The 12,247-nt window shown below is 59.6% G+C and carries 12 protein-coding genes and 1 tRNA gene; 11 read left to right on the forward strand and 2 right to left on the reverse strand.

Annotation, left to right across the window (positions count from 1 at the left end; all coding sequences use genetic code 11):
* Positions 1-568: 568 nt before the first annotated feature.
* A tRNA-Ala gene (locus O3A94_10800) sits at positions 569-644 on the reverse strand.
* Positions 645-722: 78 nt separating this feature from the next.
* Complete coding sequence (locus O3A94_10805) at positions 723-1,109, reverse strand: TIGR02300 family protein (GenBank protein MDA1356740.1); 387 nt, start codon at positions 1,107-1,109, stop codon at positions 723-725.
* 173 nt (positions 1,110-1,282) lie between these two features.
* Here O3A94_10805 and aroA point away from each other — a divergent pair, with 173 nt between their 5' ends.
* The 11 genes from aroA to O3A94_10860 all read left to right on the forward strand — a co-directional run bounded on the left by aroA (position 1,283) and on the right by O3A94_10860 (position 12,203).
* Positions 1,283-2,665: a 3-phosphoshikimate 1-carboxyvinyltransferase gene (gene aroA / locus O3A94_10810; protein MDA1356741.1), complete on the forward strand. Its 1,383-nt coding sequence runs from the start codon at positions 1,283-1,285 to the stop codon at positions 2,663-2,665.
* Positions 2,658-3,314 carry a (d)CMP kinase gene (gene cmk / locus O3A94_10815; protein ID MDA1356742.1) on the forward strand — a complete coding sequence of 219 codons (657 nt, stop codon included), beginning with the start codon at positions 2,658-2,660 and terminating at the stop codon, positions 3,312-3,314. The genes aroA and cmk overlap by 8 nt, the downstream gene beginning before the upstream one ends.
* 109 nt (positions 3,315-3,423) lie before the next feature.
* A complete protein-coding gene (rpsA, locus tag O3A94_10820) occupies positions 3,424-5,325 on the forward strand; it encodes a 30S ribosomal protein S1 (protein MDA1356743.1) in 1,902 nt (633 codons plus the stop codon).
* Positions 5,326-5,394: 69 nt separating this feature from the next.
* On the forward strand, positions 5,395-6,315 hold the full coding sequence (gene sppA / locus O3A94_10825; GenBank protein ID MDA1356744.1) for a signal peptide peptidase SppA: 921 nt from the start codon (positions 5,395-5,397) through the stop codon (positions 6,313-6,315).
* Positions 6,316-6,384: 69 nt separating this feature from the next.
* Complete coding sequence (locus O3A94_10830; protein MDA1356745.1) at positions 6,385-6,672, forward strand: integration host factor subunit beta; 288 nt, start codon at positions 6,385-6,387, stop codon at positions 6,670-6,672.
* Between the two features lie 90 nt (positions 6,673-6,762).
* Positions 6,763-7,125 carry a LapA family protein gene (locus O3A94_10835; GenBank protein MDA1356746.1) on the forward strand — a complete coding sequence of 121 codons (363 nt, stop codon included), beginning with the start codon at positions 6,763-6,765 and terminating at the stop codon, positions 7,123-7,125.
* 124 nt (positions 7,126-7,249) lie between these two features.
* On the forward strand, positions 7,250-7,915 hold the full coding sequence (locus O3A94_10840; GenBank protein ID MDA1356747.1) for a phosphoribosylanthranilate isomerase: 666 nt from the start codon (positions 7,250-7,252) through the stop codon (positions 7,913-7,915).
* A 28-nt stretch (positions 7,916-7,943) separates the two neighbouring features.
* Positions 7,944-9,155: a tryptophan synthase subunit beta gene (gene trpB, locus O3A94_10845; protein MDA1356748.1), complete on the forward strand. Its 1,212-nt coding sequence runs from the start codon at positions 7,944-7,946 to the stop codon at positions 9,153-9,155.
* Positions 9,152-9,991, forward strand: a complete 840-nt coding sequence (gene trpA, locus O3A94_10850; GenBank protein MDA1356749.1) for a tryptophan synthase subunit alpha — start codon at positions 9,152-9,154, stop codon at positions 9,989-9,991. The genes trpB and trpA overlap by 4 nt, the downstream gene beginning before the upstream one ends.
* The gene (gene accD / locus O3A94_10855; GenBank protein ID MDA1356750.1) at positions 9,988-10,890 is read left to right on the forward strand and encodes an acetyl-CoA carboxylase, carboxyltransferase subunit beta; all 903 of its coding nucleotides are present in this window, start codon (positions 9,988-9,990) and stop codon (positions 10,888-10,890) included. The genes trpA and accD overlap by 4 nt, the downstream gene beginning before the upstream one ends.
* Positions 10,887-12,203 (forward strand): bifunctional folylpolyglutamate synthase/dihydrofolate synthase, encoded by a 1,317-nt coding sequence (locus tag O3A94_10860; GenBank protein ID MDA1356751.1) that lies wholly within the window; start codon positions 10,887-10,889, stop codon positions 12,201-12,203. The genes accD and O3A94_10860 overlap by 4 nt, the downstream gene beginning before the upstream one ends.
* Positions 12,204-12,247: the final 44 nt, after the last annotated feature.

Below are 12,247 nucleotides of genomic sequence, written 5' to 3' on the forward strand. Positions count from 1 at the left end.
GTCAACTCGATGCTTGAAACTACAGGCGGCTCGAATTTTCTGGCACGCCCACGTTCCTCTGACAGTACCATAATCCGGGCTAATGACTGTTTGTGTTTCTTTGCTAACGCTATCTATCTAGAATTTATACTGCCATTGATAGTAATACATATATGCTGGTGCCGCGAGCAACATATGATTTCTCGCGCGCCGCAATATTTCTGAAATGTGTCTGTCAACGGCGACCAATCCGTACTCCTCAGTCGTTTGATGGCCTTGCCACCACATGAGGAGATCACCGCTCAAGCGATTTAGCTTTAGGGAGGCCCATTTTTGCAATTTGGTAAATCTTTCCCGACGAGAAGAACTGACACAACAGACACCTAAAAAAGAAAGCGGCCGACAGCAATGCCGAGGTTCGAAAGCTACCCAATGCTCTGCTGAGCTCCTGTTACCCCGAAATCGCCTATAGTGAGCCGCGCGCCGGATATCGGCCTCTCAAGAGCTATTTTCAGTAGCGTGCGGTCACTTTTTGGTCACTTGAAAGAAAAAGGGACTTAGCTGTAACCAGCTAAGTCCCTGATATACTTGGTGGAGCCAGACGGAATCGAACCGACGACCTCTTGAATGCCATTCAAGCGCTCTCCCAACTGAGCTATGGCCCCGAAATTATCCTCTGCCCCGGGCGGACGGAAAGTATTGACCCGAAGGCTTTCATGCAAGCCCGGGCGCCGAAACCATACTCAATTGTCGACCTTTTCCGGCGCCTCAATACCTACAATGACTTCGGCCATGTCGTCTTCATCTTCACCCAACTCGGACGGGTCTTCTATTGCCTCGGCGGCCTCTTCTTCCACATCGTCGTCATCGCTATCGTCATCGGCGACGGCCAGCACGTCCGGGTCACCCTGGTCCGCCACCGAGCCGTCTTCAGTCTCGGCCGCCGCCACGGGGGGCTTCAAAACCGCCGCACGTTCGACCGGCGCGCCTTGCCGTCTTGTCCGGGTCGGCGCGCCGACCTCGAAGGGCACCTCGCAACCGGGGCAAATGATCGGGTCGCGCCGCATATCGTAAAACCGCTTGCCGCACCCGAGGCACAATCGCTTGGTGCCCCATTTCGAATCCGCCACTATGAAGATCTCCCATAAAATCTTTCTACGCGCATATCGATGCACGCAAATTCAAGCCGAATTGCCACGTTCGGCAGACTCTGTCAAAAATAAAATGATTTAGATCGCGTGCCCTGGTTTTTTGCCGCGCCCGGTCATGGTAGAGACATGCTGTGAAAACAAGCGAACAAAGCATTTTAGATCAACCCGCTGCGCCGCAAAAAAACGCCGCCGGAGAGGCACTTTCAGGCCCGCGGCCGGTCATCTCGGAGCCCTCGGGCCCGTTGTCCGGAGAGGCCGTTTTGCCCGGCGATAAATCCATTTCTCACCGAGCATTGATCGTTGGTGCGCTAGCGGTCGGTGAAACGCGCGTCCAGGGATTGTTGGAGGGCGGCGACGTTCTCGCGACCGCACGCGCACTCGGCGAGTTCGGCGTGGACATCGAGCGCGACAATGCCGGCACGTGGCGGATATGGGGTGTCGGCGTTGGCGGCTTTCAGGAACCGGCACGCCAGTTGGACCTAGGCAACGCCGGTACGGCTGTGCGGCTTCTGATGGGCGTAGCTGCTCAGCATCCGTTCACCAGCTTTTTTAGCGGCGATGAATCACTGCACGCGCGGCCGATGGGCCGGGTCGCCGAGCCCCTCACACTAATGGGCGTGCGAATCACGGCTCGAAGCGGCTGCCGCCTGCCGTTGGCGCTCACCGGCAGCACCGAACTGCTTCCTATCGGATATACACTGCCGGTCGCCTCGGCACAGGTGAAATCGGCGATTCTTTTGGCCGGCCTCGCGGCGCCCGGCGAAACCAGCATCGTTGAGCCGGCGCCGACCCGCGATCACAGTGAGCGCATGCTGCGTCATTTCGGCGCCGAGCTGCGAGTTGAGGAGGTTGCTTCGGGCGGCCGTAAGATAACATTGTCGGGCCAGCCCGAACTGAGCGCGCAGACGCTATCGGTTCCGGCCGATCTCAGCTCTGCCGCCTTCCCGCTCGCCGCTTCACTGATCGTGCCGGGGTCAGACGTGCTGCTCAGAAATGTCGGCATCAATCCGTTGCGCAGCGGCCTGCTGGATTGTGTTCGCGAAATGGGCGGCACGATCGAATTGCGTAATTCAAGTGAAGTTTCCGGCGAACCCGTGGCCGACATTATGGTCCGCGCCTCCAAATTGCACGGAATCGACGTGCCAGCAGCACGCGCTCCCAGCATGATTGATGAATATCCAATTCTCGCGGTCCTGGCCGCCTGCGCAAAGGGCCCAAGCCGCCTGTGCGGTCTCGACGAACTGCGTCACAAAGAGAGCGATCGCTTCGCTGCCATCGTCGCCGGTCTGAGCGCCGCCGGTTGTGCCGTGACTGTCGAGCAGGACGATATCCTGATCTCCGGTGCGGGCGCGCCGCCGCCGGGCGGGGCTAAAGTCGTAACCTCCCTGGACCACCGCATCGCCATGGCATTTCTGGTACTCGGCATGGCTTGCCGAGACGGCATGACAATTGACGACGGCGCCCCGATCGCAACAAGTTTTCCCGGCTTCGTCGAATTGATGAACGGTCTCGGTGGGGGGATACGCCATGGTTGAAGCCGCACAAGCCGGAAAACCGGCGGTGAAGATCGCTGTGGACGGCCCGGCGGCCTCTGGGAAAGGCACGTTGGCGCGGCGTTTGGCAGACCATTTCGGCCTCAGCCATCTTGATACGGGCGGGCTTTACCGCGCGGTCGCGGTGCGCGTGTTACGCCAAGGCGGCGATCCATCTGACGAAACCGCCGGCGAGAATGCGGCGCAAAATCTTGAAACACGGGATCTCGAAGCACCAAATTTGCGCGCCGAGGAAGTGGGTCAGGCCGCCTCGATCGTATCCGCCCATCCCACAGTGCGCGCCGCCCTTTTGGTCTATCAACGCGACTTTGCCGCCACGCCGCCGGGGGCGGTTTTAGACGGCCGCGACATCGGTACCGTGGTCTGCCCGGAGGCAGACGCCAAAATCTATCTTGACGCTTCGGTTGAAGCGCGCGCTAAACGGCGCGTGAAAGAGTTGCGGTTACGCGGCCTGGAGAGTATAGAATCGCGCGTTTTGCAGGAAATGCAAGATCGCGACGCCCGCGATAGCGGTCGCGCGGTTGCGCCGCTGAGAGCGGCGGACGATGCACTCAAGATTGATACCACCGATCTTTCGCCCGATGAGGTGTTTGATCGGGCGCTTTCTTATATCGCGGCGCGGCTGGGATAATCCGGTCGAGGGACATGGGTTTAGCCGCTAGCGGCGGATTTGAGAGCATATGCCGGCTTGGAATTTGACCGAGGCGGTGATGTGAAATGATTGTTGGACAGGAGAACAGATGACAACGCAAATGGCCGCGGCGCAGGCACCGAGCACAGAAAATTTTGCTGAATTGCTTGAGGAATTTGTCGGCGACAACAGAAATTTTGAAGGCCGCCTGATCAAAGGCACGGTGCTATCCATCGATAATGACGCGGCACTTATTGATGTCGGACTAAAAGTCGAAGGACGCGTTCCCCTAAAAGAGTTCTCGCTGCCGGGTCAGCCGGTTGAGCTCAAGGTCGGAGATCAGGTAGAAGTTTTCATCGAGCGCATCGAGAACCGGCGCGGCGAAGCTGTCCTCAGCCGCGAGCGTGCGCGCCGCGAAGAGGCCTGGGAAAAAATTGAAAAAGCCTCTGAAGATGGCGTGCGAGTGGAAGGCGTAATCTTCGGCCGGGTCAAGGGCGGCTTCACCGTTGATCTTGACGGCGCCGTCGCGTTCTTGCCGGGCAGCCAAGTGGATATCCGCCCGGTGCGCGATATCACGCCGTTGATGGGCACTGAACAACCATTCCAGATTTTGAAAATGGACCGCCGACGCGGCAACATCGTGGTCTCGCGCCGGGCCGTCCTAGAAGATACCCGGGCTGAGCAGCGCAACGAGCTGATCGCCAATCTGCACGAAGGCCAGGTGCTTGAAGGTATCGTCAAGAACATCACTGATTATGGCGCCTTTGTCGATTTGGGCGGCGTCGACGGCTTGCTGCATGTCACCGACATTGCGTGGCGCCGCGTCAACCACCCGACCGATGCTTTGCAAATTGGCCAGAGCGTCAAGGTTCAGGTTATTCGCTTTAACGCCGAGACCCAGCGTATTTCGCTCGGCATGAAGCAGCTTGAAGCTGACCCGTGGGAAGGCGTGGGCGCGAAGTATCCGATCAGCACCAAATATACCGGCCGAGTGACGAACATCACCGATTACGGTGCGTTTGTGGAACTTGAGCCCGGCGTTGAGGGCCTGGTCCATGTTTCGGAAATGAGCTGGACCAAGAAAAACGTCCATCCTGGCAAAATCGTGTCGACGAGCCAAGAAGTCGAAGTCATGGTACTCGACGTCGATCCGGACAAGCGGCGTATCAGCCTTGGCCTCAAGCAGTGCCTGGCCAATCCGTGGACAACCTTTGAAGAGGAAAATCCCGAAGGCACCGTGCTCGAGGGCGAGATCAAGAACATCACCGAATTCGGCCTGTTTGTGGAACTGGCGGGCGAAATATTCGGCATGGTTCATTTGTCTGATATCAATTGGGCCTTGCCCGGCGAAACCGCCATTCAGAGCTACAACAAGGGCGACAACGTCAAGGTCAAGGTGCTGACCATCGATATAGAGAAGGAACGCATCGGCCTCGGCATCAAGCAATTGGATGACGATCCGTTCCAGGCCGCACACGCGAAGAGAGGACAAGCTGTCACCTGTACCGTCACCGCGCTGCATGACCAAGGCGTGGATGTCGAACTGCTCGATGGCCTGACAGGGTTCGTGCGGCGATCAGATTTGGCGCGTGACCGTAATGAGCAGCGGCCCGACCGCTTTGCCGTGGGCGACAAATTCGACGCCAAATTGATGCAAATCGATCGCGGCGGACGGCGCATTACGCTTTCCATTAAGGCGCTGGAAGCCGAAGAAGAGAAACAGGCCGTCGAGGAATATGGCTCGACTGATTCCGGTGCCAGCCTGGGCGATATTCTTGGTGCGGCCATCAGCCGCAAACAGAAACAGGCAGCCGGCACCAGCCAACCCGCCGATGCGGACGACGCCGACACTGCGGAGGCCGAAGCGCCAATCAAGGCCGATGAGGCCACAGAAGAAGCCACGGTAGTCGAGGCTGAGGCGACAGAAGAAGTCACAGAAGTCGCAGACGAAGTGGTGACGGCGGAAGCCGAAGCGGCGGACGGTGGCGAAGAGGACAAGAAGGACTCGTAGGCCCGACGCCGCCGGTCAACGCGGCGTATTCCTGCTGTTTGACCGGCAACTCGGAGCGGGATCGGCTGGATGAAACTTGATCCGGATAGGTTGCTCGATCGCCGGCGTCTCAAACGGGGCGTCGTGGTTTGGCGCAGCCTGGCGATCGTTGCAGTGGTCGCGCTAGTCGTCGTTGCGGTCGGCCGATTCGCCCTGGATGGCCCGGCGGGCGGCAATTATATAGCCCGCCTGTGGGTCACAGGATTGATCGTCGACGAGCCCGAGCGTGCCGAGCTCTTGGCCGAAATCGCCGACGATAGCGACATCAAGGCACTGATCGTCCGCATCAACTCACCCGGCGGCACTATGGCCGGAAGTGAGGCGCTGTTTCTCTCTCTCAGCGCTGTCGCGCGAGAAAAACCGGTTATTGCGGTAATGGATGGAACTGCGGCATCGGGCGGGTATATGGCAGCGCTTGCCGCTGAGCGCATTATCGCCCGCAATTCCACGATCACGGGCTCGATCGGTGTAATCTTGCAGACTGCGGATGTGAGCCAAATGCTTGCCGATCTCGGCGTCAGGACCGAGGCGATCAAAAGCGCGCCGCTGAAAGGCGTGCCGTCACCCTTTGAGCCGCTTGACGAGAGCGGTCGCGCCGCCAGCCAGGCGGTGGTTGATGATATGTACGAGCTTTTTGTCGGGCTTGTGGCCGAGCGGCGCGGCCTGGAGCCGGCGGCCGCGATAGCGCTGGCGGATGGCCGAGTGTTTACTGGGCGCCAGGCTGTGGCGAACGGCCTGGTCGACGAAATAGGCGGCGAATCAGAAGCCTTGGCCTGGCTTGACAGTAAGCGCGGCGTCTCGTCTTCGCTGCCGGTCTATGATTTGGATGCCACAGAGGCGGATGATATTGTCGAACGTCTCGTCTCGTCCGTCAGGGGGGCGGTTGTGCCGCGCCGTCTGATGCTTGACGGCCTACTCGCCGTTTGGCACCCTGGCCTCGGTCGCGAGTAGAAAAACTCAAGCAAATAGATAACTTGCTCGCATATTGGCGAAATAGGACGGCGATAGAGGGAGCGGAATATGACCAAATCTGAACTCATTCAGCGGCTCGCGGAGATGTATCCCGATCCTCGTCTTTATCACCGGGATTTCGAGCGTGTGGTGAACAAAGTGTTCGACGAAATTAGCACCGCTTTGGCCCGCGGCGACCGTGTGGAATTACGCGGTTTCGGCGCCTTTTCGGTGCGCGCGCGCGGCGAGCGCGTTGGGCGCAATCCGCGCACCGGCGAATCGGTCGACGTGGCAAAGAAGCATCTGCCGTTTTTTAAGACCGGCAAGGAACTGCGCGAGCGTATAAATCAGAATTAACCGCCAGAAGTAACTACGCCGTCCCTCCCGTTCCACCCGCGTCTGTTGCGGGGCGCGTCCGGCGCGGTCGAGGTGCTGAGGAAATAGGGCGTGAGATTTATCGGTTGGATTGTCGCCGTCCCGGTGGCGTTTATCGTTATCGCTTTTGCGATCGCGAACCGGACTCCGGTTGGCGTTCATTTTGATCCCTTGCCGTATGAGCTGGATATTCCCCTTTGGGCCGCGGTTATCGGCGCGCTCGCCTTCGGGTTCATCTTAGGCGCCTTGATACGATGGCTGTTCGATCATCGCTGGCGCGCTGAAGTTCGCCGAGGCAAGCGCCATGTGCGCGCACTGGAGCGGGAGATATCCTCGCTCAGGCAACGCTTGGACGGCGCGCCGGGTGGCACGGATGAAGCCGCTATAATCGGCGCCGGGCGGAATCGCATCGCGCCGCCTCGGGATGTCCCCTGAACATCGGATGCGGCGCTAACATGCGGCACGGCGCGAATGCGCGAAGTTCTTGACGTCGGGCCCCGGATCATCGAATAAGCGCCCAGCGCGAGTGTGCGTATTTATGACAAAACTGGATTCTGGCATGGCCCAAACCGGCCTCAGCGCTAAAATATGCGGCTTGAGCGATACAGCGGCCGTCGCTGCGGCGGTGGAAGGTGGCGCGCGGTTTGTTGGTTTCGTGTTTTATCCGCCATCACCGCGCAGTGTCTCGCCGGCACAGGCCGGTGAGCTTGCCCAGGCAGTGCCGGTGGGTGTTTTCCGGGTCGGGGTGTTCGTCGATCCCGAGGATGATCTGCTGGACAGCGTCTTCGCCAGCCTGCGATTGGATTTCGTGCAGTTGCATGGCAGCGAAAGTCCGGCGCGCGCCACTGAAATTAAGGCACGGACCGGTGCCGGCATCATCAAGGCGATCAAGCTTGCGGCGCCCGGCGATGTCGCCGCGGCGGAGCCCTACCGCACCGTCGCGGATTGGATATTATTTGACGCTAAGGCGCCGAAGACCCTCGCAGGCGCACTGCCGGGCGGTAATGCTATAGCTTTTGATTGGCGGATGCTGGCCGAGCAGCCGGACCTGGCCGGTGGTTTGCCGTGGCTGTTATCCGGCGGGCTTAATATCGACAACTTGGCCAAAGCCGTTAGGATATCGGGTGCCCGATCGGTTGACGTCTCTTCCGGCGTCGAAACGGTGCCGGGCAAAAAAGATCCCGAACTGGTGCGGCGCTTTCTCGCCCTAAGCGCAACGCTTTGAACCGGACGGATCATTACTCGGAAAGCAAATGAATACAGCCAATACCTATCGCGCCGGACCGGACGCAGACGGCCATTTCGGGAAATTCGGCGGGCGCTATGTCGCCGAAACGCTGATGCCGCTTATTCTCGACCTCGAGGCCGCCTATGGCGCGGCGAAAATAGATGCCGCATTTGCCGATGAGATGCGTTATTGGCTCAAGCATTATGTCGGCCGGCCGAGCCCGCTTTACTATGCCCAGCGTCTTAGCGCCCATTGGGGCGGAGCGAAAGTCTATTTTAAGCGCGACGAGCTTAATCATACCGGCGCCCACAAGATCAACAATTGCATCGGCCAGATCCTGTTGGCCCAGCGTATGGGAAAGACGCGCATCATCGCCGAAACCGGTGCCGGGCAGCATGGCGTCGCCACCGCCACGGTCTGTGCGCTGTTCGATCTGCCATGCACGGTCTATATGGGCGCGGTCGATATCGAGCGGCAAAAGCCCAACGTCTTTCGTATGAAGTTGCTCGGCGCCGAGGTCGTGCCCGTCACGTCCGGCTCAAAGACCTTAAAGGATGCAATGAACGAGGCGCTCCGCGATTGGGTCACCAATGTCGAATCAACCTATTATTTGATCGGCACCGTGGCCGGGCCGCATCCCTATCCGGAAATGGTGCGCGATTTCCAATCGATCATCGGCGAAGAGGTGCGCGAGCAGATTCTTGAAGCCGAAGGCCGGTTGCCCGATACATTGATCGCCTGTGTGGGCGGCGGCTCGAACGCGATTGGCCTGTTTTATCCGTTTCTTGATGATCCGGAGATCTCGATGATCGGCGTCGAAGCGGCTGGGCACGGCATCGAATCGGGCCAACATGCCGCCTCGCTCAGCGCCGGCAGCCCCGGCGTTTTGCACGGCAACCGCACCTATCTGCTGCAGAACGAAGATGGTCAGATCACGGAAGCACATTCTATTTCCGCCGGCCTGGATTATCCCGGCATCGGGCCCGAGCATTCCTGGTTGAAGGATATGGGGCGCATCGATTATGAACCGATCACCGACACCGAAGCGCTCGAAGCCTTTCAACTATGCTCTCGTATGGAAGGCATCATTCCAGCATTGGAGCCCGCCCATGCCTTGGCACATGTCGCCAAAATCGCCCCCAGCCTACCCGCCGATCATCTCATCGTCATGAACATGTGCGGGCGCGGCGATAAGGATATCTTCACGGTGGCGGAAGCGTTGGAGACCAACATATGAGCTGGCGTATCGAACGGCGCTTCTCGGCGCTGCGGGAGGCTGGGCGGAGTGGCCTGATCACGTTTACTATGATGGGCGATCCGGATATCGAGACCTCGTTCGAGATTTTGCGCGGTCTGCCCGCCGCCGGCGCAGACATTATCGAAATCGGCTCACCCTTTACTGACCCGATGGCCGACGGGCCGGTTATTCAGGCCGCCGGCCAGCGCGCGCTCAAGGCCGGCATTACCCTGGAGAAAACCATTGGTCTTGTACGCCGCTTTCGCGAAGAGGATGGCGAGACGCCGTTGATCCTGATGGGCTATTACAATCCGATCTATATTTATGGTGTCGCGCGCTTCTTAAGCGACGCGCTAGAGGCCGGGCTCGATGGCCTAATTATCGTCGATCTGCCGCCCGAGGAGGATGGCGAATTATGTCTGCCGGCCTTGGAGGCGGGTTTGGCCTTTATTCGTCTGACCGCGCCGACGACCGATGACGCGCGCCTGCCACGCGTGCTAGCCAACAGTTCGGGATTTGTCTATTACATTTCCATCACCGGCATCACTGGCGCCGCCAGCGCTTCGTCCGATTCGATAAATACCGCCGTCGCCCGGCTACGTCGGCATACCGATCTTCCCATTGCCGTCGGCTTCGGCATTAAGACGCCGGAACAGGCGGCGGCCGTGGCCGCGTCGGCGGATGCTGCGGTGGTTGGTTCCGCGATCATTTCGGCGATTGAAAACAGTTTGAACGATAGCGGGGCCGCGACGCCACAAACAGTAGATAGCGTTCTTTCTCTGGTCCGGGCCTTAAGTTCCGGCGTGCGCCAGTCGGCCAAGGAGGCTTCAGGATGAGCTGGCTCGACCGATTTGCCCGCCCCAAGGTGCGCGGGTTGTTCCGCAAGGACGACATTCCGCAGGATCTGTGGGAAAAATGCCCCAGCTGCGAGCAAATGATTTTTCACCGCGAGCTCGAGAATAATCAGCGTGTGTGCCCACATTGCGATCATCATTTGCGCTTGGACGCGAAAAAGCGCCTGGCCTATCTGTTCGATGACGGCGAATATCAGACCATCGAATTGCCCGAGGTGACGGCCGATCCGCTACGCTTTCGTGACCGCAAGCGCTATCAGGACCGCCTCAGGGATGCGCGCAACGAGCCCAATCAGGACGCAGTTATCGTCGCGCATGGCTCGCTCGGCGGCCAACCCGTAGTTATAGCAGCGTTCGAATTCGCCTTTCTCGGCGGTTCCATGGGTGTTGCCGTTGGCGAGGCTTTGCTCGCCGCCGCGCGGCTGGCGGTGCTGCAGGATTCCACCTTTATCGTCGTGCCGGCATCGGGCGGCGCGCGCATGCAGGAGGGCACGCTCTCGCTCATGCAAATGGCCCGCACCACTGTGGCGGTGGATGAACTGAAAGAGGCGCATCTGCCCTATATCGTCGTCCTGACGCATCCGACCACGGGCGGTGTGACGGCGTCTTTCGCCATGTTGGGCGATATTGCCATCGCTGAGCCTGGTGCGGTGATCGGTTTTGCCGGCGCGCGCGTGATCGAGGATACGATCCGAGAAAAATTGCCGGAAGGATTTCAACGCTCCGAGCATCTTTTGGAACATGGTATGATCGACATGGTGGTACGCCGCCATGACTTGCGCGACACGCTGAGCAGAGTGATCGCGCTGTTGCGCGACACCGTCCCTTCCGCCCAGGTGGTCGAGCTGTCGCCGGTCCAAGCCGACCAAGCTCACGAATGACCGATTTACCGGCGGATCCGAGCGCTCGCATTCTCGCCCGCCTGCATCACCTCCATCCCAAGCTGATCGATCTTTCGCTGGGCCGCATGGAGCGATTGCTGAACATCCTGGGCAATCCCGAAACCCAATTGCCGCCGGTGCTGCACATCGCTGGGACCAATGGCAAAGGCAGCACCGTCGTCTATTTGGAGGCCATGTTGCGCGCTGCTGGGCAGCGGGTCGATGCTTATACGTCGCCGCATCTGGTTCATTTTAACGAGCGTATCCGTCTCGATGGAACCGACATCGCGGCGCCTCGCCTCGCCTCGCTATTGCGCGAATGCGAAACCGCCAACGCGGGGGCGCCGATCACATTCTTTGAAATCACCACCGCCGCGGCTCTTCTCGCCTTTGCCCGGAGCGGTGCGGATTTTCTGGTGCTTGAAGTCGGTCTCGGCGGGCGATTGGACGCAACCAATGTGGTGCCCCGCCCGGCCCTCAGCATCATTACCCCGGTCTCGATCGATCACACGCAATATCTGGGCGACACGCTCGCCGAAATTGCCGGGGAAAAAGCCGGCATTCTGAAACCGTGTGTTCCAGCGATTATCGGTGAACAAGCCGCCGCGGCCGATGCGGTAATAGAAGCCCGCGCAGCCGAATTAAATGTGCCGCTGTCGCGTTATGGCCGGGAATGGAAGGTCCGTGCTGAACGAGAAGGGCTGCGCTATGAAGGCCCATCCGGCTCTTATCAATTTCCATTGCCTGCTCTCATTGGCCGGCACCAGATTGGCAATGCGGGCATCGCGATCGCCGCGCTGGAGGCCATGGGCGCGCCGCTGTTCTCTCCGACTGCGGTCGAGAAAGGGTTGCGCGGCGCACGCTGGCCCGGCCGCCTACAACAGGTTTCGCCGCCGTTGTTACCGGCCGGCTGGGAGCTGTGGTTGGATGGTGGGCACAATGAAGCGGCGGGTGTGGCGATCGCGGAGGCGATATCCTGGCGCGATAAGCCGCTCTACCTGATCGTTGGCATGCTGAACACCAAGCCGCCGGCGGATTTCCTACGCCCGCTTGCCGCGCATTCGGTCGGCCTGACTGGCGTCGCAGTACCGAACGTGGAAGCTAGTTTTACCCCCCAAGATATTTGCCAAGCGGCAACTGGCCTCGGCCTGGCAAACCGCCCGGCGGAGAATGTGCAATCGGCGCTCGACCGGTTGATCCGGGAGGAGGCGCCCGGCCGAGTTCTCATTTGCGGCTCTTTGTATTTGATTGGCACCGTGCTCGCCGATTTTGAATTGGAAAGCGGCGCGGCAGCGCGTATGGCTAATTGTTGACGCGGGGCGTGCCTAGGTTTTTTATGCAGGAAGCAAAAGAGAAG

The sequence above is a fragment of the Pseudomonadota bacterium genome (assembly GCA_027624955.1).
Classification (GTDB): Bacteria; Pseudomonadota; Alphaproteobacteria; order UBA828; family UBA828; genus PTKB01.

What these genes read in the sequence shown, in the direction of transcription:
- cmk (MDA1356742.1), top strand. Translation starts at nt 2,658, where the DNA reads ATGGTTGAAGCCGCACAAGCCGGAAAACCGGCGGTGAAGATCGCTGTG.
- rpsA (MDA1356743.1), top strand. Translation starts at nt 3,424, where the DNA reads ATGACAACGCAAATGGCCGCGGCGCAGGCACCGAGCACAGAAAATTTT.
- sppA (MDA1356744.1), top strand. Translation starts at nt 5,395, where the DNA reads ATGAAACTTGATCCGGATAGGTTGCTCGATCGCCGGCGTCTCAAACGG.
- O3A94_10830 (MDA1356745.1), top strand. Translation starts at nt 6,385, where the DNA reads ATGACCAAATCTGAACTCATTCAGCGGCTCGCGGAGATGTATCCCGAT.
- O3A94_10840 (MDA1356747.1), top strand. Translation starts at nt 7,250, where the DNA reads ATGGCCCAAACCGGCCTCAGCGCTAAAATATGCGGCTTGAGCGATACA.
- trpB (MDA1356748.1), top strand. Translation starts at nt 7,944, where the DNA reads ATGAATACAGCCAATACCTATCGCGCCGGACCGGACGCAGACGGCCAT.
- trpA (MDA1356749.1), top strand. Translation starts at nt 9,152, where the DNA reads ATGAGCTGGCGTATCGAACGGCGCTTCTCGGCGCTGCGGGAGGCTGGG.
- accD (MDA1356750.1), top strand. Translation starts at nt 9,988, where the DNA reads ATGAGCTGGCTCGACCGATTTGCCCGCCCCAAGGTGCGCGGGTTGTTC.
- O3A94_10860 (MDA1356751.1), top strand. Translation starts at nt 10,887, where the DNA reads ATGACCGATTTACCGGCGGATCCGAGCGCTCGCATTCTCGCCCGCCTG.